We start from the raw sequence: 19,312 nt of genomic DNA, 5'->3' as shown, positions 1-19,312 counted from the left end.
CGCCGGATGCACCGGTGGGACCGCGGAACGCACCAGTTCCAGCGCGTGCTGGGGGCTGAAGCCCGGGTCTTGAGCAGAGGGGCCGACAGTGCGGGGGCGGCGTGCCACGCGGCCATCTTACGGAGCCCGTGACTGATTCGTGGACGCCCGCAGGGGGAACGCCCACCTTCGACATGCAATCGCACAGCGCCGATCGAACGGCACTACGAGTGCGCCGGGCGAAAGTCGCGGTCACCGCCGTCTTCATCGCACACGGCGTGGTCTTCTCGTCCTGGGCCGCCCACATTCCGCACGTCAAGGCTGGCCTCGGCCTGTCCGACGCTGCGCTCGGAACGGCGTTGTTCGGCGCGCCGCTGGGCTCGGTGGTGGCCACGGCGGTCAGCCACTGGGCGCTGCCCCGCTGGGGCAGCCACCGGCTGATCCCGGTCACGGTGGCCGGCTACGCCGCGGCCGGCACGACCGTGGGCCTGGCGCGGTCCGCGGCCGCGCTGTTCGTGGCGCTGGCGCTGTGGGGGCTGTTCCAGGGGGCGCTGGACGTCGCGATGAACACCCAGGCCGGCACGGTCGAGCGGCTCGCCAGGGCCCCGATCATGGCGCGCTTCCACGGCATGTGGAGCGTCGGGGCGCTGGCGGGGGCGGTGATCGGCGCGGTCTGCGTCAGCGCGGGCGTCGGCCTGACCGTCCAGCTGACGGCGCTCGGGCTGGCGGTGCTGATCGTGGTGGAAACTCTGACCCGTCGCCTGATCCCCGACGCGACCGAGACGGCGGCGCCGACGGGCCATGCGGAAGGCGACCGGGCCTGGATGACGCCGACCGTGGCGATCCTGGCCGCCGTGTCGTTCGCCTCGTTCCTGTGCGAAGGCGCCGCCACCGACTGGTCGGCCAACTACCTGCGCAACGTCATCGGCGCCGGCCCGAGCGTCGCCGCGGTGAGCTACGCCGGCTACACCTGTGCGATGGTCGCCACCCGGTTCGGCGCACCGCGGCTGCACGCGCGGGTGCCCAGTCGCCGGCTGCTGCCGGGGCTGGCGCTGGTGGCCGTCGTGGGCATGAGCGTGACGCTGGCGACCGCCAACGCCTGGGTCGGCGTGCTCGGTTTCGCGACGTTGGGCGCCGGCGTTGCGCTGCTGGTGCCGACCGCGTTCAGCGCGGCCTACGGCGCGGGCGGCGCCGGATCGGCGATCGCCATCGTGGCCGCCACCGGGTGGCTGGGATATCTGCTCGGGCCGCCGCTGATCGGGCACCTGTCCGGCCGGGTGGGGCTGTCGGTGGCGCTGGTCACCATTCCGGTGATGATGGCGATCGTCGGCATCGCCATCCGCTGCACCCCGGCTTTCGACAAGGCCGACGAGTTCCATCGGCACGTGGCCACACCCGCGACCTGACCTCGCTAGCGCAGATCCCAGACCTGCAGCTCGGTCCCCTCGGGCACCTCGACGACGTCCTCGGGGATGTCGAGCAGCCCGTTCGCCGACGCCAGCCACCGCAGGTGATGCGAGGCGGGCGGCCCGTAGCTGGTGACCGTGCCGGCGTCGTCGGCCAGCACCGCGCGGCGGAATTGGCGCTTGCCGCGCGGCGAGGTCAGCGCCTCGGCGAGCACCGCGGTGCGATGCGGACGGTCCGGATCCGGCAGGCCCATGGCCCTGCGCAGCGCCGGACGGATGAACACCTCGAAGGACACCAGCGCGCTGACCGGGTTGCCGGGCAGCGTGACGATCGTCGCGCCCGCCACCCGTCCCACGCCTTGCGGCATGCCCGGCTGCATGGCGACCTTGACGAATTCCACGCCCTGGTCGCCCTCGCGTCCGAACGCGTCCTTGACCACCTCGTAGGCACCGGCGCTGACGCCGCCGCTGGTGATGATCAGGTCGGCGTCACCGGCGTATCGGTCGATGATCGAACTGAACTGGGCCACTTCGTCTTCCGCGGTCGCCACGGCGACCAGCTCGGCGCCCGCATCCCGAACGGCGCCGGCCAGCATGATCGAGTTGGACTCGTAGATCTGCCCGGGCCGCAGCGCGGTGCCGGGCGTCACCAACTCCGATCCGGTCGAGATCACCAGCACCCGCTGGCGCGGAATCACCCGCAACTCGGCGATGCCCAGCGCCGCCGCCAAGCCGAGCACCGCCGGCGTCACGAGCTGGCCCTGGCGCAAGACGGTGGTGCCGGGGGAGACGTCCTCGCCCGCGCGCCGGATGTGCCTGCCCGCCTCGCGGGGCGCGCGGATCGACACGACGTCCACGCCGCCGTCGGTGTCCTCCACCGGCACGACGGCCGTCGCCCCGGCCGGCAGCGGCGCGCCCGTCATGATCCGGTGGGCCGTGCCGGGCTGCAGCGTCAGCTCGTCGGTGCGCCCGGCCGGAATGTCCTCGGCGACGGGCAGCACCACGGGGTGTTCGGGCGTGGCCGTCGACGTGTCATCGGCGTGCACCGCGTAGCCGTCCATCGCGGAGTTGTCGAAGACCGGCAGCGCGAGCTGCGCCACCACGTCCTCGGCCAGCGCCAGGCCCTGGGCCTCGGTGAGGGGGACGGCGACCGGCGGCCGGGCACGAATCAATTCGCTGACAACCCGCTGATGTTCGGCGACTGAGCGCATCGGAGCCATTATCTCCCGGGTCAGACGGGGAAGCTGACGCCGGTGAGTTCTTCGGAGACGGCCCACAGCCGGCGCTGCAGCTCCTCGTCGTGGGACTGGGCGCTGGACTCGACCAGTTTCGGCCGGCCCCGCTGCTCGAGGAATCCCGACGGCCCGTAGTACTGGCCGCCCTGAACGGCCGGATCGGTGGCGGCTCGCAACGTCGGCAACGCGCCCATGGCCGGGCTCTGGAACAGCAGCGGCCCCAGCACGGCCTTCACCGGCCGGAAGACGCCCGGCAGGTTGCGGGCCAGCTCGGTGTTGGAGCCGCCGGGATGCGCGGCGACGGCGACGGTCTTCGCGTCGGGGCTGGTCGCCAGTCGGCGCTGCAACTCGTAGGTGAACAGCAGATTGGCCAGCTTGGACTGCCCGTACGCGCCGATCCGGTCGTAGCGGTGTTCCCACTGCAGGTCGTCGAAGTGGATCGCCGCCCGCAGCCGGTGCCCGAGGCTGCTGACCGTCACCACCCGCGAATCCCGCACCCCCAGCAGGTTTTCCAGCAACAACCCGGTCAACGCGAAATGGCCCAGATGGTTGGTGCCGAATTGCAATTCGAAACCGTCCTGGGTGACCTGCTTGGGCGTCCACATCACGCCCGCGTTGTTGATCAGCAGGTCGATGCGGGGGTAGGCCGCACGCAGCGCGTCGGCGGCCGACCGGATCGCGTCCAGCGAGGTCAGGTCCAGCTGTTGCAGCGTGACGTCTGCGCGCGGGCTGGCGGCGACGATGCGCGACAGCGCCGCGTTGCCCTTCTCGAGGTTGCGCACCGCCAGCACGACGTGGGCGCCGCGATAGGCCAGCACGGCGGCCGCCTCATACCCGATGCCGGTGTTGGCGCCGGTGACGACGACGACGCGGCCGCTTTGATCCGGGACGTCGCCCTCCGACCAGTTGCGGTTCTCTTTGTCGTTGGAAGCCATGGCCCAAAACATACTCATCGACGGTCGACGGCGTCGTGTCGGGCGACGGGCATTCGACGGTTATGGCCGCGGGCCTGCGATGAAAAACCGTTATACCGACAGCGATTTCCGTCGGATTCCCAAGTCGCGCGGGTTTGTCAGGCCGTCGGGGCCGATCCCATCTGGCGGCGCAGCCAGGCGACGATCTTCGGCACCACCTCGGGCGCCTTGCTCATCGCGACGTGGCCGGTGCCCTCGACCAGGTGCACCTCGGTGTCGCGGCGGCCCCGGAAGTCCAGGGTGTCGGACTGCGGGACGAAATAGTCGTCGGCGCCGTTGATCACCAACATCGCCGAATTAGTTTGCTGGGCAAGCAGATCCGCGCGATTCAGGCGTTCCATTCCGGCACTGAGCTGATCGAGGGTGGGGGAGTGGTCCCAGTGCATCGCGTTGCCCAGGATGTCGTGCATGCCGTAGGGCAGCTTCGCGAGATTGTCGGGACCGAATGCGGCGACCACGGGACCGCCGAGATCGATTGCGGCATCGACGATTCCGGAGAGCCCCGACATCGCGGCGAAGTTGCCACCGAACGACGCGCCGAAGTGCGCGACCCGGCCGTCGCCCAGCGTCCGGGCGTGGCCGGCGAGCCCGCGGATCACTTCGTCGGCGTGTTGGTCGAGCGGGATCGCGGTTTCGCCCGTCCCGGGATGGTCGAAGGCCATGGTGGTCACGCCCGCGCCCTGGGTGAATGCGACCCACCACGGGTGGATGTCCATCTTCCAGGTGTCCACGCCGCCGCTGGCGATCAGCACCGGACGGATGGCGTAGTCGCCGTCGGCCGAATACAGGTGCACCGGCACCTCGACGGACCCGTCGCGGCAGGCAACGGTGAGGATGCGCCGTTCGAAGTGCACCGGGAAATCGCCGGTCGCCAACTGGAATTGCTCGAGCTGGTGCTGCATCGCTTTAGCCCGCGCCGCGTCGGTGAGGCAGGGAAACTTTGCGCACCCGTAGACCAGCGACGCCATCCGGTGTTCCCCCCGCTCGGCGTATTCGCTTGCCAGCAGCGACCATTCATAGACCCAGCCGCCGGGCGCATCGGCCCACATGTCGTCGACGGCCGCCCGGACCCGCTCGATGTCTTTGCGCGGGATCCCGAACTTCGCGAACTGATCGGTGCGGTCGTCGAACATGGCCGACGCGTCGATGCCGTAGGTGTACATGGTGGCCAGCTCCTCATTTTCACGGCCCGTTGAGACTAGTCTCACGCTACGGTGAAACTAGTCTCAACGCAAGGGGAAATTCACGCTACGATGAAACTCATGCCGAAAAGGTCGACCACGCCCGGCCCGCGCGATGAGCGCGGCGTGCTGGCCGCGCGGATCGTGGCCGCGGCCCGCGTCGAGTTCGCCGAACACGGCTGGGCCGGCACCACCATCCGCGCGATCGCCCGGGCCGCGGACGTCGATCCCGCGCTGGTCTACCACTACTTCGGGTCCAAGGAGAAGTTGCTCGACGCGGCGACGAACCCGCCGCAGAAGTGGCTCGACGACGTCGCCAAGGTCTGGGCCACGCCGGTCGAACAACTTGGCGCCGCCGTGCTCGAGCTGATGCTGGCCAGCTGGGACGACGAGGAGATCGGGCCGACGTTGCACGCCATCCTGCAGACCGCGGCGCACGAACCGACCACCCGCGAAAAGCTACGACGCGTCGTCGCCGGCAGCCTGATGGGCGTCGCACAGCTTGGCGTCGACGAAGACGAGCGCCTTGTCCGCAGCGGCCTGATCGCGTCGCAGACGATCGGCCTGGCGCTGATGCGCTACGTCTGGAAGATCGAGCCGCTCGCGTCGATGACGAACGAGGAAATGCTCGCGGCGATCACGCCCAACCTGCAGCGCTACGTCGACGGCGACCTGACGGGCGCGACGTAGCGCCGGCCCGGCGTGCGCGGTACGCGGGGCCGCCGAGTCATCACGGGCGGTGCGAGCGACAGGCGCGCCCGGGCGCGATCACGCAAACCTCGCCCGCCCCGTTGATAACCGCTGACCCGGGCGCCGCGTGTCAGCACGGCGACAGGCGCTGGTGGGCGCGGCCGAAAGTCCGGTGTGCTGCGGGGTTTTGGGCGTTTGACCCGCAGGCTGATCATCACCGGCGCGCTCATCGACCAATCGATCCGTTGCCGCATCCAGGCCGCGGCCCGCTTCGACGGCTTCCCTGTTCGCACGGCCACACCCTACGCCCATCGGTCCCGTGGCCCGCGCCGCCATCAGAAACCTTACGGGAGAACAAATTTCGCGTTAACACAAGGGTTTACTGCACCCAGAAATTATCGTGCCGGATGAACCATTCCCGGCGCTCGTCGTCGGTCATATCCGCCAAAGCCGCAAAGCCTTCGAAGTACGCCTCGCGCGGCGCGCCGGGGGCGAACAACATCAGAATCGAGGCCGGTTCGTCCGCCTCGTTGCGAAAACCGTGGACGCCCCCGGGTGGCACGTAGAGGAAGTCGCCTTGGTGGCCGTCCGTCCACTCGGTGCCGTCGTAGAGCTTCATCGTCCCGGACAGGACGAAGAACGCCTCGGACATGGCGCGGTGGAAATGCGCCGGCGGGCCGCCGCCGGCCGGGGCGATGTCGACCCGGTAGAGCCCGTAATCGCCGGCGGTGTCCTGCTGGTTGGCCAAATAGTGGTACTTGACGCCGGAGGTCTCGTAGTCGGGCGGCTGATCGGCCCGCTTGAGCCAGGCGCTGACCTCCGGTTCGTCCTTGGTGTAGCGGGCTGGCGGATACGGCGGCACGACGGGGGACATGGCTCCAGTGTGCGCATAGCATCGCCGGTGTGAAGGGATCGAGCGCCGAAGATGTTCGCGTGCAACGGCTGCTGGACGCCGAAGACAAGGCCGGGCAACTGTTCGACGAGATCGAGCGGCGGGCCATGATCCGTCCCGGGCTGGCCGAAAAGGAACTCTCCGACCAGATCCACGACCTCGCCGGGGAGATGTTCGGGGTCACCCGGCACTGGCACCGGCGGATCGTGCGGGCCGGGGAGAACACGCTGCAGCCGTTCCACGAACGCCCGCCGGACCGGGTGATCGTCGACGACGACATCGTCTTCCTGGACCTGGGGCCGATCTTCGAGGAGTGGGAGGCCGATTTCGGGCGGACGTTCGTGCTCGGCGACGACCCGCTTAAGATCGCCGTACGCGACGCCCTGCCGCGGGTGTGGCGGGCCGGCCGCGACCACTTCGCGAGCAACCCCGAGATCACCGGCGCCGAGCTGTTCGACTACGTAGTCGGCGTGGCCCGCGCCGAGGGCTTCGAGTGGGGCAGCCACATCGCGGGCCATCTGATCGGCGAATTCCCGCACAAGAAGATCGCCGGTCGGGGTGTCCAGTGGTACGTCATGCCCGGATCGAACAAGCCGATGCGCCGCACCGATCCGCGCGGGCGCCTCTGTCACTGGATCCTCGAGATCCACCTCGTCGATCGCCAGCGCGGTTTCGGCGGCTTTTACGAGCAGCTGCTCGATCTGGGCTAGTTGGCCGGCAGCCCTAGTCCAGGGGATAGACCACCCCGGTGAGCTCCTCGGACACCGCCCACAGCCGGCGCTGCCGCTCGGCGTCGTGCGACTTGGCGCTGGAGCTGACGATCGTGGGATAGCCGCGGGTCTGGCCGAGGCCGTCGGGCCCGTAGTACTGGCCACCGAGCACCGCCGGGTCGGTGGCCGCGCGCAAGGTGGGCAGCGCACCCATGGCCGGGTTCTGGGCTACCAGCGGGGCGATCCGCTCGAAGGCGACGACCAGCGGGCCGGGCATGTTGCGCATCAACTCGGTGTCCGACATGCCGGGGTGGGCGGCGGCGGCGATCGTCGTGCCGTGCGGGGCGAGCCGTCGCTGCAGTTCGTAGGTGAAGAGTAGGTTGGCGAGCTTGGCCTGCCCGTAGGCGGCGACCCGGTTGTAGCGGCGCTCCCACTGCAGATCGTCGAAGTGGATGTCGGCGAGGATGCGGTGGCCCACGCTGCTGACCGTGACGATCCGGGAGCCGGCCACCGGCAGCAGCCGGTCCAGCAGCAGGCCGGTGAAGGCGAAGTGGCCCAGGTGGTTGGTGCCGAACTGCAGCTCGAAGCCGTCCTTGGTGGTCGACTTCGGCGTGTACATCACGCCCGCGTTGTTGATCAGCAGGTCGATGCGGTCGTGCGCGGCTCGCAACTGCTCGGCCGCGGCCCGGACGGACTGCAGCGACGTCAGGTCGAGCTCCTGGAGTGCGACGTCGGCATGCGGGCTCGCGGCGGTGATGCGGCCGGCCGCGTCCTTGCCCTTGTCCAGGTTGCGCACCGCCAGCACCACGTGGGCGCCCCGGTCGGCCAGTGCCAGGGCGGTTTCGTAGCCCAGGCCGGTGTTGGCCCCGGTGATGACGGCGACCCGTCCGGTCTGGTCGGGAATGTCCGTGGTGGTCCACTTGGCCATGAGAGGCTCCTTGAACTTGTAGAGTAAGCGGGGCGAGCGCTCCGGTTGGATCCGACTATACGGAACGCACGCCCCGTTTTGTCAACCGATCGATGGTGAACAGATGGCACAGCCCGGACGCCGGTTGCGCGCCGATGCGGCGCGCAACCGCGCCCGCGTGCTGGAAGTCGCCTACGACACCTTCGCGGCCGAGGGCCTTTCGGTGCCCATCGACGAGATCGCGCGGCGGGCGGGCGTCGGGGCCGGCACCGTCTACCGCCACTTCCCGACCAAGGAAGCGCTGTTTCAGGCGGTCATCGCGGACCGGATGCAGCGCCTGGTCGACGACGGGCGCGCCCTGTTGCATTCCGAAGGGCCCGGGGAGGCGCTCTTCGCCTTCGTGCGCTCGATGGTGTTGCAGTGGGGGGCGACCGACCGCGGTCTGGCCGACGCGCTGGCCGGGCTCGGCATCGACGTCGCCACCGCCGCCCCCGCCGCCGAGGACGCCTTTTTGGCCATGCTCGACGAGCTGCTGCGGGCCGCTCAGCGCGCGGGCACCGCGCGCCAGGACATCGGGGTCCGCGAAGTGAAGACGATCATGGTCGGGTGCCAGGCGATGGAGGCATACAACTCGGCGTTGGCCGAGCGGGTTACCGGCGTCGTCGTCGACGGTTTACGCGCTGGGCGATAGCACTGACCACTTCTTGCACTCGACATGGGCGAGTGCTAAGAATGACGTTGGCACTCGCGACCAGCGAGTGCTAGGTCGGGACGGTGAGGCCAGGGCCGCTACAAGCGGAAGACACCTAGCCGTCCGTCGCGGGCACTGCACCCGGCCACAGCGTTGATGGGGCGACCCGACAAGCGGTCGCCCTGAGTGTCACCCCATAGTTTCGGAGGAATCACTTCGCAATGGCCAAGACAATTGCGTACGACGAGGAGGCCCGTCGCGGCCTCGAGCGTGGGCTGAACGCCCTCGCCGACGCGGTAAAGGTGACGTTGGGTCCCAAGGGCCGCAACGTCGTCCTGGAGAAGAAGTGGGGCGCCCCCACGATCACCAACGATGGTGTGTCCATCGCCAAGGAGATCGAGCTGGAGGACCCCTACGAGAAGATCGGCGCCGAGCTGGTCAAGGAAGTCGCCAAGAAGACCGACGACGTCGCCGGTGACGGCACGACGACGGCCACGGTGCTGGCCCAGGCGTTGGTCCGCGAGGGCCTGCGCAACGTCGCGGCCGGCGCCAACCCGCTGGGTCTGAAGCGGGGCATCGAGAAGGCCGTCGAGAAGGTCACCGAGACCCTGCTCAAGTCGGCCAAAGAGGTCGAGACCAAGGACCAGATCGCTGCCACCGCGGCCATCTCCGCGGGCGACCAGTCGATCGGCGACCTGATCGCCGAGGCGATGGACAAGGTCGGCAACGAGGGCGTCATCACCGTCGAGGAGTCCAACACCTTCGGCCTGCAGCTCGAGCTCACCGAGGGCATGCGGTTCGACAAGGGCTACATCTCGGGCTACTTCGTCACCGACGCCGAGCGTCAGGAAGCCGTCCTCGAGGACCCCTTCATCCTGCTGGTCAGCTCCAAGGTTTCGACCGTCAAGGACCTGCTGCCCCTGCTGGAGAAGGTCATCCAGGCCGGCAAGCCGCTGCTGATCATCGCCGAGGACGTCGAGGGCGAGGCGCTGAGCACCCTGGTCGTCAACAAGATCCGCGGCACCTTCAAGTCGGTGGCCGTCAAGGCTCCCGGCTTCGGTGACCGCCGCAAGGCGATGCTGCAGGACATGGCCATCCTCACCGGTGGTCAGGTCATCAGCGAAGAGGTCGGCCTGTCGCTGGAGAGCGCCGACGTCGCCCTGCTGGGTAAGGCCCGCAAGGTCGTCGTCACCAAGGACGAGACCACCATCGTCGAGGGCGCCGGTGACTCCGACGCCATCGCCGGCCGGGTGGCCCAGATCCGCAGCGAGATCGAGAACAGCGACTCGGACTACGACCGCGAGAAGCTGCAGGAGCGCCTGGCCAAGCTGGCCGGCGGTGTTGCAGTGATCAAGGCCGGAGCCGCGACCGAGGTCGAGCTCAAGGAGCGCAAGCACCGCATCGAGGACGCGGTCCGCAACGCCAAGGCCGCCGTCGAGGAGGGCATCGTCGCCGGTGGTGGCGTGGCCCTGCTGCACGCGACCCCGTCGCTGGACGAGCTGAAGCTCACCGGTGACGAGGCGACCGGCGCCAACATCGTCCGCGTGGCGCTCGAGGCTCCGCTGAAGCAGATCGCCTTCAACGGTGGTCTGGAGCCCGGCGTTGTGGCCGAGAAGGTCCGCAACTCGCCCGCCGGTACCGGCCTGAACGCCGCGACCGGTGAGTACGAGGACCTGCTCAAGGCCGGCGTCGCCGACCCGGTGAAGGTAACCCGTTCGGCGCTGCAGAACGCGGCGTCCATCGCGGGCCTGTTCCTCACCACCGAGGCCGTCGTCGCCGACAAGCCGGAGAAGGCGGCCGCACCCGCGGGCGACCCGACCGGTGGCATGGGCGGCATGGACTTCTAAGTCCGACGACTCAAGCACGGGAAAGCCCGGCCCCCACAAGGGGCCGGGCTTTTTCGTGTGCGTCGTGAGGCCGACCTTCGCCGAGTGTCAAGCCAGCGTGACGCTCGACACCGACCGTCACGCCAGCGTGACGTTCGGCGGCTTAAGGTGAACGCGTGGCCCTACCGACTCCCTCCCCCGAGAGCACCGCCGTCGTGACCGGGGCATCGTCGGGCATCGGCGCCGACATCGCGCGCGAACTGGCCGACCGCGGGCACGGCGTGACGCTGGTCGCCCGCCGGGAGGACCGGCTGCGCGAGCTGGCCGACGAGCTCGCCGGCGCGGTGCGCGTCGAGGTGATCGCCTGCGACGTCGCCGATTCCGCCGCCCGCGGCGGCCTTCTCGACGAGGTCGGCCGCCGCGGCCTGACCGTCGACATCCTGGTCAACAACGCCGGCATCGGCACCATGGGGTCGGTGACCAAGACGCCCGTTGACGCCGAGATCGCCCAGGTGCGGGTCAACGTCGAGGCCGTCATCGACCTGAGCACCCGCGCGGTCCAGCAGATGGTGCCGCGTGGTCGCGGCGCCATCCTCAACATCGGATCCACCGCCGGCTACCAACCGTTTCCGGGGCAGGTCGGCTACGCGGCCACCAAGGCGTTCGTCAACAACTACACCCAGGGGCTGCGCGGTGAACTCGCCGGCACCGGCGTCACCGTCGCGCTGCTGTGCCCGGGGCCGGTGCGCACCGAGTTCGTCAAGAGCGCCGGCATGGACGAGCAAGACTTCGCCGATGCCTTCCCGAAGTTCATGTGGAAACCGTCGCGTGAGGTGGCGCGCGCCGGAGTCGACGCGCTCGACCACGACCGCGGAACGGTGATCCCGGGCTTGCCAAGCCAGATCAGCACCCGCCTGTTCCAGTTCATGCCGCGGCGGGTGTTGTTGCCGCTATTGAAGAACCAACATCCCAGCCTGCGTAGGGACGGCTCTGCGAGCTAGCGGCGATCGCGCGCGGGGAAGCCGGGTCGCCGCAATCGGACTCAGGGCCAGGGCCGCATCCAGCCCTCCACCGGCAGCGCGAGCGCGTTGCAAAGCGTGCAGATCGTGCGATACCAGCCGACGGCCGTGAGCAATTCGATGCGTTGCTCGTCGTCGAGTTCGCGGCCCAGCGCGGTCCACGTCTCCTCCGACCACGAGCCGGTGCGCTCGAGTTCGTCCACCGCCTCGATCAGCGTGCGCTCCGCAACGCTCCACCGCGGGTCGTCCGGGCCGCCGGTGACCAGTGCGTCACACTCGTCGTCGCTGACACCGGCGATCGGGCCCCAGAACGCCGCCTGCCCGCCCCACTCGTATGCGCAGCCGACCAGCGCGCAGATCCGCAAAATGGCGATGGTCCGCGTGCGACCCGGCAAAAGTGCTGCGACATAAAGGGATTCGCCGAGCTTGCGCAGCCGGGCGGCCAGCGTCGGATGGCGCTGCAGGCAACGCACCAAAAGCAGCGGCTCGTAGGTGCGGTCGGGGTGACCCCAGCTGTTGATGCCAGTGGCATCTTCTTCGCTCCACGGCGGAGCGAGCGGTGCGACGCGGCTCACGATGCGACTGTACGGCCGCTAGGTCGATGGCAGCGAGAACACCACGCAGTCGTGCAGGCAGCCCTTGGCCGCGTCCGCCGACTCGGCGTCGCGGTGCAGCAGCGCGCGGGTGGGAACCACGGTCAGGCGGGCGGTCTCCGCGCTGGCGTCGGTCACCTCGGCGCTGCCATCGACGATCAGCGAGTAGCCGCCCGGCTCGCCGGGCGGCCACAACAAGGTGACGTCGGCGCGCTGGGCGAGGTTGTTGCGGGTCCGGCCGCCGATGAGTCCGACGTCGAGATTGGCCCCATCGAGCCGCGGCTCGACCGTCACGGTGTGCACGCGGTAGTCGTCGTCGACCGTGATCAGGTACGCGTAGGGGTAGTCGACCAGCGCATCGGCCAGCGCCTTGAGGTCGACCTTCTTCTTGGTGCGCATGACCTTCCAGGATAGGCGCGAGGTGCCGCGCTACTGCGGCGCCGAGGGCCGCAGGAATCCGGCGATGCGCGAGGTGTAGCCGCGGGCAACGGCACCGGAGCTGGCCGGGCGCGTGACGGCGGTGCTGGTGTTGGAGAAGCCGAGGTTCTGCAACACCTGATTCCAGGGCGGCAGCTTGGCCACGGCCGCCGACGCGTCGGCGTGGTAGCCGAACATCGCCGCGACGTCGGAGGCCCACATCTGCTCGTAGGCGGCCTCGATGTCGGCGATGGCCGCGGTGTTCTGACCCAGGTGGTTGTTTGCCGCCAGCGCGCGCACCAGGGCGCGGTTGGCCGCGACGACGGCCGGTTGCACGGTGGCCGCCAGCGCCACCTCGAACGCGGTCGCGATGGCCGAGGCCTGGTGTGACACCTCTTCGGCCTGCGCGGCCGCCGCGGACAGCCAGCTCACGTATTGGCTGGCGACCGACATCATGGCCGTCGACGACGCGCCCTGCCACGACCCGCTGGCGAGATCTGACGTCACCGAAGAAAATGACGATGCCGACGATGCCAACTCCCCGGCCAGCCCGTCCCACGCCGCCGCGGCAGCAAGCAGCGGCCCGGGACCTGGACCGGAGAAAATTAGTGCCGAGTTGACTTCTGGCGGCAACCACGCAAAATGCGGGTTCGTCACGGAACCCAACTTAGCTGGTATATGCCACTTTTGGTGGCGTTATCGCGAGGCTACGGGGACGGGCTGGCGCCCACGGACCAACTTGCCTGGGCGGGCGTCGGTGGGAACGCCGTTTTCGGCGATCACTTGCCCGGTCACGATCGTGGCGACATACCCCTCGGCGGTCTGGTCCAGGCGCCGCCCCCCGGCGGGCAGGTCGTAGCTGATTACCGGCTTGTGCAGCCGCAGGGCGGCGTGGTCGATGACGTTGAGATCGGCCTTGTAGCCCACCGCGATTCGGCCGCGATCACCCAGGCCGGCGACGCGGGCCGGCACTGACGTGAGCTCGCGGACCGCCTCAGGCACCGTGAACCGTCCGGCCTTGCGGTCGCGTGCCCAGTGCGTCAGGAAGTAGGTGGAGTAACTGGCGTCGCAGATCATCCCGTAGTGCGCCCCGCCGTCGCCGAGACCGAGCACCACGTCGTCGCGGTGCAGCAGTTCGCCGACCGTGTCCAGCGAGTTGTTCTGCAGGTTGCTGGTCGCGACCAACAGCATGGCCCGGCCGTCGTCGTCGAGCAGCCGGTCGTAGGCCTCCTCCATCGGGTCCACACCGCGGGCGCGGGCGCGGGCGCCGATGCTGGTGGACGGGTCGGGCTCGTAGTCGGGGGTGTCGCCCAACGGGAAGATCCAGTCCCACATCTGGGCCACGTACAGGATCGGGTGTCCCTGGCCGGGCTTGTCGGCCAGGATGCGGGCACGGACCTCGGGCTTGCGCATCTCGGCGACCCGCTCGGCCAGCGGCAGGTGCGCGATCTCGCGGTAGCTGGGGTAGAGCACGAACGGGTTGGCCGTCAGCTGCAGGCCGATGATCAAGCCGATCGGGCGGGGCAGCAGCTGCGCCGTGACGTCACCGCCGGCAGCATTGGCCTTCTCGATCATCGTGATGGCATCCGGCCAGGACGGGTCGCCGGAGTTGGCGACGACGAGGGTGAAGGTGACCGGCAGCCCGACGTCCTCGGCGACGTCGAACACCGTCTGCAAGACCGGCTGATAGCCGCCCGACGGGATGTCCGGGACGAACTGCAGCAGCCCGCCGCCGCCGTCCACGACACCGCGGGCGATCTCCTCGATCTCCTCGCGGGCGGCCTCGTAACTCGGTATGGGCGAACCGCTTTCGGTCTTGTGGATGGTCAGCCGCGACGACGCGAAGCCCAGCGCGCCGACCTCGATCGCCTCCTTGGCCAGCTCCCGCATCCTGGCCAGGTCGTCTGCGGTGGCCGGCTCGCGGTCGGCCCCGCGCTGGCCCATCACGTACACCCGCAGCGGCGAGTGCGGCAGATACGCCGCCACGTCGATGTCCCGCCTGCCCGACTCGAGCGCGTCCAGGTATTCGGGGAACGTCTCCCACGTCCACGGCAGGCCGTCGGTCATGACGACGCCGGGAATGTCTTCCACACCGGCCATCACGTCGACGAGCACGTCGTGGTCGGACTGGCGGCAGGGCGCGAAGCCCACCCCACAGTTGCCCATCACCACCGTCGTCACGCCGTGCGCGGACGACGGGGTCAGGCGTTCCGACCAGATGGACTGGCCGTCGTAGTGGGTGTGCAGGTCGACGAAGCCGGGCGTGATTAGCAGGCCGGTGGCGTCGATCTCGCGCGCCGCGGCCTCGCCGTTGACGTTGCCGACGGCCGCGATGACGCCGTCGCGCACCGCCACGTCGCCGACGTACGGCTCACCGCCCAGCCCGTCGACGATGGTGCCGTTGCGGATGATGAGGTCGTAAGTCATCCAAACAATCTACGACCGTTGCGGTGGCTCGTGCCAGGATCGTCCCCGTGATCGATCACGTGGGAATCAACTGCGCCGACTACGCCAAATCTCAGCGGTTCTACGACGCGGTGCTGGGGACGCTGGGGTACTCCCGGCAGCTGGATGTCGGTCGCGCCATCGGGTACGGGCGGGCGGGCAAGCCGGCGTTCTGGATCTCGGGCGAGCTCGCCGGACCGAATCGGGAAGTCCACCTCGCTTTCGAGGCGGCCGACGAGCACGCCGTGCGCGCCTTCTACGAGGTGGCCGTCGAGTTGGGCGCCGAGCCGCTGCACGCGCCCCGGCTCTGGCCGGAATACCACCCCGGATACTTCGGGGCCTTCGTGCGCGATCCCGACGGCAACAACGTCGAAGCGGTCTTTCACGGGATCCTCCCGTAGTGTCGCGAACATGGCCCGCACCGACGATGCCGCCGTTTTGCAAGAGCTCCTGCGCGACGCGTTCACTCGGCTGATCGAACACGTCGACGAGATCACCGAGGCGCTGACTGACGAGGTGTCCGGTTACCGGCCGGCCCCGGGCGCCAACAGCATCGCGTGGCTGTTGTGGCACAGCGCGCGCATTCAGGACCTCCAGCTCGCCGACGTCGCCGGCGTGGAGCAGGTGTGGTTCCGCGACGGCTGGGTGGACCGGTTCGGACTGGACCTGCCGCGCAACGACACCGGCTACGGGCACGGGCCCGACGACGTGGCCAAGGTGAAGGCGCCCGCGGACCTGCTTTCCGGCTACTACCACGCGGTGCACAAGTTCACCCTCGAGTACGTCGCCGGGGTGAGCGCGCAGGAGCTGGCCCGCGTCGTGGACACCAACTGGGATCCGCCGGTCACCGCCAGCGCGCGGTTGGTGAGCATCATCGACGACTGCGCCCAGCACCTGGGGCAGGCCGCCTACGTGCGGGGGATTGCGTAGATTCGCAGGCGTGCGATTCGCGGCGACCGTGTTGTTGTGGCTCATCACCACGCTCACGTTGGCAATGGCGATCCCCGCGGCGTGGACGCAGCTGCACGTCGTTGACGCCGACGGCTACGCCGCGCTGGCGCAGCGCGCGGCGACCGACCCGGCTCTGCAGTCCGCCATGGCGGACGAATTAACCGCTCGGGCAACGACTCTGGCCGCCGAGCATGGTGGGGGCCGCTACCCGCTCGATACTTCCGAGGTGCGCCAGGCGGCCGGCGACTTCACCGCCGGCCCGGCATTCCCGCCGCTGTTCGCCCAGGCGAACCGTTCGGTGCACGGCTGGCTGTTCAGCGACCCGGCGGTCGCCGAGAACGGCAACCAGTGGGCGGTCGACGTGGCGCCGATGCTCAAGGACCCCTCGATCCAGCCGCTGCTGCGCCGCCACAACGTGACGGTCCCCGCGAAACTGACTGTCCCACTTACTGTTTCGGTACCGAAGTCGATGCGGCAGGGACGGCTGAGTCCGCTGGCCACCTGGGGCCCGTGGGTGAGCGTCGGTGCGGCGGCGCTGTGCGGTGTCTGCGCGGTGCTCACGCTGGCCACCGCGCGCCGCCGCGGCAAGGCGCTGAGCAGTCTGGGCGTCTCGGCGCTGCTCGTCGGCGCGGCCGGGTGGGCCGGCATCGAGGTTGCCGGCGGTTACCTCAACGGCGCGCTCAACCACACCACCGGCAACGTCCGGGTGGTAGCCGAGGTGATGGCCGGGCACGCCGAAGCCGGAATGCACCAATGGCTCAACGTCACGCTGCTCGCCGGCGCCGCCCTGGTCGCGCTCGGCGTGATCGTTGCCATGCTGGGCGGCCTCGCCAGGAAGTCGTGAGCGCGCCGGCTAGCCGAACGTGAACGAAAACACCTGCAGGCCCTTGCTGACGTGCATGTCCAGCTGATCGCGATGCGCGGCGTCGTCGGCGACGATCCGGTGCAACGTGGGCGCTCCGCCGATCGGTGTCGTGGTGGTCTTGCCGTCCCGGGTCACGGTGAGGGTGCCGGTCCCGCCGACGACGGCGTAGACGTCCTTCGCGGAGTAGTTCAGTCGGACGGCCGAGTCGTCGCCGTAGGCGGTGGCCCCCTGGTCGTCCAGCGTCCACCGGCCGCGCAGGGCGAACTTGTCGTCGGCCAGGTTCGGCGGGTAGTTCAGCGTTGCGGCGCCCTGCCTGTAATCCCCGGTGCCGCCGTAGTTTCCGGACTTACCGACACCGAGGTAGGTCTCGGGTGTGAGCCTGGTCTGCGGAGTCTTGTCGGCGGAACTGGACGGTGCGGGCAACCGGGCGCCGGGATGGGCGTCGACCAGTAGCGTGCGGATCAGCTTTTCGGTGCCGTTGTAGTCACCCTCGCCGAATTTGGTATGCCGCACTTGCCCGTTCGCGTCGATCAGATACTCGGCGGGCCAGTACAGGTTTCCGAAGTTGTTCCACGTCGCGTAGTCGTTGTCCAGCGCGATGGGATAGGTGATGTGCAGGTCGGCGGCGCCGCTGGCCACATTGGCGGGCACCCGCTCGAAGGCGTACTCGGGGGTGTGCACCCCGATGACGAGGAGTCCGTTGTCGCGATACCGGTTGTACCAATCGATCACATGCGGGATGGCGCGCTGGCAGTTGATGCACGAGTAGGCCCAGAAGTCGATCAGGATCACCTTGCCGCGCACCGATGCGGGGTCCAGCGGCTTGCCGTCCGGGGTGTTGAGCCACCCGGTGAGGCCGGTGAGCGCGGGGGCCGGTCCGCACTGCTGTAGGTCGGCGGAGCCGCTCGAGCAGTCGCTCAGCGCGCCGTCGATGGTGGTGCCGGGCCGGCTCAGCTGCAGCCCGCCCTGAGTCGACCGCTGCGCGGGGGCAGGGCCCAGGCTGCGCTCGATGTCGTTGGCGCCCAACCTGTTCTGCATGGCCGTCGTGTAGTCGGGCACGGCGCGCTGCAGCATCGCCGGCAGGTTGAACACCAGCGCCACCGCCAGCACGATCATCGCTATCCCGCCGGCGACCTGAATCGCGCGCTGCCGACGGCGGAACGCGGCCACGCGTTCGGCGACGCGCCGCCCGGCCAGTGCGAAGGCCAGTAACGGCAACGCGGTGCCGATGGCGAAGGTCGCCGTCAGCACCAGCGCACCGGGACCGATCGACGAGGTGCCGCCGGCCACCACAATGGCGGCCAGCACCGGGCCCGCGCACGGTACATACAGCGCGCCCAGCGTCAGGCCCAACCCGAAACCGTCTGCGCCAGAGCCGATTTGGCGTTGCGGAAAGTATACGAACGGGCGCTCGAGCAGGTGCTGCACCGGCGGGAAGATCAGCCCCACGCCGATCAGCACCAGCACCACCAAGGCGGCCCACCGGATCGCGTCCTGCGGCAGGTGCAGCGCCGTCAGCAGCGCGGAACCGATCAACGTGGCCAGGCTGAAGCTGCATACCAGGCCCGCGATCACCAGGTACGGCCGCGCGGCGGAACTCACGCCGCGGGCGCGTCCGCTGTCCATGCCGGACAAGAGCACCACCGGAAGGACCGGCAGGATGCACGGCGAGATACCGGTGATCAGGCCGCCGAGGAACCCGATCAGGGCGATGGTCTGCACGTGCTTATTCGGGACGCCGGGTGATGAGCATGGCTACACCTTTACCTGTTTCGGCGCCCGGCTGTGACCGCGCTACAAATCACATGACGTGCGTTATGCAAATCACACAACGTGCGTTACGCTCAGCCGGTGGCGCAACTAACATTCCAGCGCGCCCGCACGGAGGAAAAGAAGCGCCAACGTGCGGAGGCCCTCGTGGAAGCCGCACGCTCGCTGGCGATGGAAACGGGCGTCGCGTCGGTCACCCTGACCGCGGTCGCCAGCCGTGCCGGAATTCACTATTCGGCGGTGCGCCGCTACTTCACCTCGCACAAAGAAGTTCTGCTGCACCTGTCCGCCGAGGGTTGGGTGCGATGGTCGAACATCGTGTCCGAGAAGCTGGCCGAGCCGGGCGCGAAGTCGCCCTCGCGCATCGCCGAGACGCTGGCCGAAGCCCTGGCCGACGACCCGCTGTTCTGTGACCTGCTGGCCAACCTGCACCTGCACCTCGAACACGAGGTGGACGCCGAACGGGTCATCGAGGTCAAGCGCATCAGTACCGCCGCCACGCTCTCGCTCGCCGATTCCATCGAGAGCGCGCTGCCCGAACTCGGGCGATCGGGGTCGCTCGACATCCTGCTGGCCGCGTACTCGTTGGCGGCCACGCTGTGGCAGGTCGCGAACCCGCCGGAACGGCTCACCGACGCCTACGCCGAGGAGCCGGAAGTGGTTCCCCCCGAATGGAATCTGGACTTCGCGTCCGCGCTGACCCGCCTGCTGACGGCTACGTGCGTCGGGCTCATCTCGGGATCGCAATGAACGCAGAGAGG

General features: G+C 69.2%; 19 protein-coding genes and 2 pseudogenes. 10 read left to right on the top strand and 11 right to left on the bottom strand.

From position 1 onward, the window contains the following. A pseudogene (locus DQP58_RS27460) lies at positions 1-108 on the bottom strand (phosphatidylserine decarboxylase family protein); the annotation flags it as partial. Between the two features lie 65 nt (positions 109-173). Between DQP58_RS27460 and DQP58_RS09280 the strand changes: the two are divergent. Then, positions 174-1,385, top strand: a complete 1,212-nt coding sequence (locus DQP58_RS09280) for an MFS transporter (protein WP_112708121.1) — start codon at positions 174-176, stop codon at positions 1,383-1,385. A 5-nt stretch (positions 1,386-1,390) separates the two neighbouring features. Here the strand turns inward: DQP58_RS09280 and moeA are convergent, their stop codons facing one another. From moeA to DQP58_RS09265, 3 genes are all read right to left on the bottom strand, one after another. Next, positions 1,391-2,596, bottom strand: coding sequence for a molybdopterin molybdotransferase MoeA (moeA, locus tag DQP58_RS09275; RefSeq protein WP_112708120.1), 1,206 nt, complete (start codon positions 2,594-2,596; stop codon positions 1,391-1,393). A 20-nt stretch (positions 2,597-2,616) separates the two neighbouring features. Further along, positions 2,617-3,555, bottom strand: a complete 939-nt coding sequence (locus tag DQP58_RS09270; protein ID WP_112708119.1) for an SDR family NAD(P)-dependent oxidoreductase — start codon at positions 3,553-3,555, stop codon at positions 2,617-2,619. Positions 3,556-3,692: 137 nt separating this feature from the next. Continuing rightward, positions 3,693-4,802, bottom strand: a complete 1,110-nt coding sequence (locus DQP58_RS09265; RefSeq protein WP_240629687.1) for an alpha/beta hydrolase family protein — start codon at positions 4,800-4,802, stop codon at positions 3,693-3,695. 54 nt (positions 4,803-4,856) lie between these two features. On the opposite strand from DQP58_RS09265, the gene DQP58_RS09260 reads away from it, so the two are divergent. Then, a complete protein-coding gene (locus tag DQP58_RS09260; protein ID WP_165827833.1) occupies positions 4,857-5,465 on the top strand; it encodes a TetR family transcriptional regulator in 609 nt (202 codons plus the stop codon). A 379-nt stretch (positions 5,466-5,844) separates the two neighbouring features. On the opposite strand, the gene DQP58_RS09255 is transcribed toward DQP58_RS09260, so the two are convergent. Beyond that, a complete protein-coding gene (locus DQP58_RS09255; protein WP_112708117.1) occupies positions 5,845-6,339 on the bottom strand; it encodes a cupin domain-containing protein in 495 nt (164 codons plus the stop codon). A gap of 29 nt (positions 6,340-6,368) precedes the next feature. Between DQP58_RS09255 and DQP58_RS09250 the strand changes: the two genes are divergently transcribed. Beyond that, positions 6,369-7,067: a M24 family metallopeptidase gene (locus DQP58_RS09250; RefSeq protein ID WP_112708116.1), complete on the top strand. Its 699-nt coding sequence runs from the start codon at positions 6,369-6,371 to the stop codon at positions 7,065-7,067. Between the two features lie 13 nt (positions 7,068-7,080). Here the strand turns inward: DQP58_RS09250 and DQP58_RS09245 are convergent, their stop codons facing one another. Beyond that, the gene (locus DQP58_RS09245) at positions 7,081-7,995 is read right to left on the bottom strand and encodes an SDR family NAD(P)-dependent oxidoreductase (protein WP_112708115.1); all 915 of its coding nucleotides are present in this window, start codon (positions 7,993-7,995) and stop codon (positions 7,081-7,083) included. Positions 7,996-8,098: 103 nt separating this feature from the next. Between DQP58_RS09245 and DQP58_RS09240 the strand changes: the two genes are divergently transcribed. The 3 genes from DQP58_RS09240 (at position 8,099) to DQP58_RS09230 (ending at position 11,492) form a co-directional block, all read left to right on the top strand. Continuing rightward, positions 8,099-8,665, top strand: coding sequence for a TetR/AcrR family transcriptional regulator (locus tag DQP58_RS09240; protein ID WP_112708114.1), 567 nt, complete (start codon positions 8,099-8,101; stop codon positions 8,663-8,665). Positions 8,666-8,886: 221 nt separating this feature from the next. Next, positions 8,887-10,512, top strand: coding sequence for a chaperonin GroEL (groL, locus tag DQP58_RS09235; protein ID WP_007768358.1), 1,626 nt, complete (start codon positions 8,887-8,889; stop codon positions 10,510-10,512). A gap of 155 nt (positions 10,513-10,667) precedes the next feature. Continuing rightward, positions 10,668-11,492 carry an SDR family NAD(P)-dependent oxidoreductase gene (locus DQP58_RS09230; protein WP_112708113.1) on the top strand — a complete coding sequence of 275 codons (825 nt, stop codon included), beginning with the start codon at positions 10,668-10,670 and terminating at the stop codon, positions 11,490-11,492. 41 nt (positions 11,493-11,533) lie between these two features. Here DQP58_RS09230 and DQP58_RS09225 read toward each other — a convergent pair whose 3' ends face one another. The 4 genes and pseudogenes from DQP58_RS09225 to DQP58_RS09210 all read right to left on the bottom strand — a co-directional run bounded on the left by DQP58_RS09225 (position 11,534) and on the right by DQP58_RS09210 (position 14,947). Then, positions 11,534-12,085: a carboxymuconolactone decarboxylase family protein gene (locus tag DQP58_RS09225; protein ID WP_112708112.1), complete on the bottom strand. Its 552-nt coding sequence runs from the start codon at positions 12,083-12,085 to the stop codon at positions 11,534-11,536. Between the two features lie 18 nt (positions 12,086-12,103). Beyond that, positions 12,104-12,502: a pyridoxamine 5'-phosphate oxidase family protein gene (locus tag DQP58_RS09220; protein ID WP_112708111.1), complete on the bottom strand. Its 399-nt coding sequence runs from the start codon at positions 12,500-12,502 to the stop codon at positions 12,104-12,106. A 162-nt stretch (positions 12,503-12,664) separates the two neighbouring features. Then, positions 12,665-13,177, bottom strand: a pseudogene (locus DQP58_RS09215) (PPE family protein); the annotation flags it as partial. A 39-nt stretch (positions 13,178-13,216) separates the two neighbouring features. Then, on the bottom strand, positions 13,217-14,947 hold the full coding sequence (locus DQP58_RS09210; RefSeq protein ID WP_112708110.1) for an N-acyl-D-amino-acid deacylase family protein: 1,731 nt from the start codon (positions 14,945-14,947) through the stop codon (positions 13,217-13,219). Positions 14,948-14,994: 47 nt separating this feature from the next. Between DQP58_RS09210 and DQP58_RS09205 the strand changes: the two genes are divergently transcribed. The 3 genes from DQP58_RS09205 to DQP58_RS09195 are packed head-to-tail and all read left to right on the top strand — an operon-like array spanning position 14,995 to position 16,760. Continuing rightward, entirely contained in the window at positions 14,995-15,366 is a 372-nt protein-coding gene (locus DQP58_RS09205) for a VOC family protein (protein ID WP_112708109.1), read from the top strand. Positions 15,367-15,376: 10 nt separating this feature from the next. After that, a complete protein-coding gene (locus DQP58_RS09200; protein WP_112708108.1) occupies positions 15,377-15,895 on the top strand; it encodes a mycothiol transferase in 519 nt (172 codons plus the stop codon). A gap of 10 nt (positions 15,896-15,905) precedes the next feature. Continuing rightward, positions 15,906-16,760 (top strand): hypothetical protein, encoded by an 855-nt coding sequence (locus DQP58_RS09195; protein WP_112708107.1) that lies wholly within the window; start codon positions 15,906-15,908, stop codon positions 16,758-16,760. 9 nt (positions 16,761-16,769) lie between these two features. Here DQP58_RS09195 and DQP58_RS09190 read toward each other — a convergent pair whose 3' ends face one another. Continuing rightward, positions 16,770-18,503 (bottom strand): cytochrome c biogenesis protein DipZ, encoded by a 1,734-nt coding sequence (locus tag DQP58_RS09190; protein ID WP_112708106.1) that lies wholly within the window; start codon positions 18,501-18,503, stop codon positions 16,770-16,772. A 111-nt stretch (positions 18,504-18,614) separates the two neighbouring features. Here DQP58_RS09190 and DQP58_RS09185 point away from each other — a divergent pair, with 111 nt between their 5' ends. Next, entirely contained in the window at positions 18,615-19,301 is a 687-nt protein-coding gene (locus DQP58_RS09185; protein ID WP_112708105.1) for a TetR family transcriptional regulator, read from the top strand. The last annotated feature ends 11 nt before the right edge of the window (positions 19,302-19,312 follow it).

It is taken from the genome of Mycobacterium colombiense (genome assembly GCF_003284975.1).
Taxonomy (GTDB): Bacteria; Actinomycetota; Actinomycetes; order Mycobacteriales; family Mycobacteriaceae; genus Mycobacterium; species Mycobacterium europaeum_A.
The sequence above is the reverse complement of the archived record's forward strand: the minus strand, read 5'-3'. Positions and strand labels throughout refer to the sequence as shown.

Coding starts and splice junctions, on each gene's coding strand:
- DQP58_RS09210 (WP_112708110.1), bottom strand. CDS start 14,947: ATGACTTACGACCTCATCATCCGCAACGGCACCATCGTCGACGGGCTG.
- groL (WP_007768358.1), top strand. CDS start 8,887: ATGGCCAAGACAATTGCGTACGACGAGGAGGCCCGTCGCGGCCTCGAG.
- DQP58_RS09280 (WP_112708121.1), top strand. CDS start 174: ATGCAATCGCACAGCGCCGATCGAACGGCACTACGAGTGCGCCGGGCG.
- DQP58_RS09200 (WP_112708108.1), top strand. CDS start 15,377: ATGGCCCGCACCGACGATGCCGCCGTTTTGCAAGAGCTCCTGCGCGAC.
- DQP58_RS09240 (WP_112708114.1), top strand. CDS start 8,099: ATGGCACAGCCCGGACGCCGGTTGCGCGCCGATGCGGCGCGCAACCGC.
- DQP58_RS09270 (WP_112708119.1), bottom strand. CDS start 3,555: ATGGCTTCCAACGACAAAGAGAACCGCAACTGGTCGGAGGGCGACGTC.
- DQP58_RS09220 (WP_112708111.1), bottom strand. CDS start 12,502: ATGCGCACCAAGAAGAAGGTCGACCTCAAGGCGCTGGCCGATGCGCTG.
- DQP58_RS09255 (WP_112708117.1), bottom strand. CDS start 6,339: ATGTCCCCCGTCGTGCCGCCGTATCCGCCAGCCCGCTACACCAAGGAC.
- DQP58_RS09245 (WP_112708115.1), bottom strand. CDS start 7,995: ATGGCCAAGTGGACCACCACGGACATTCCCGACCAGACCGGACGGGTC.
- moeA (WP_112708120.1), bottom strand. CDS start 2,596: ATGCGCTCAGTCGCCGAACATCAGCGGGTTGTCAGCGAATTGATTCGT.
- DQP58_RS09260 (WP_165827833.1), top strand. CDS start 4,857: ATGCCGAAAAGGTCGACCACGCCCGGCCCGCGCGATGAGCGCGGCGTG.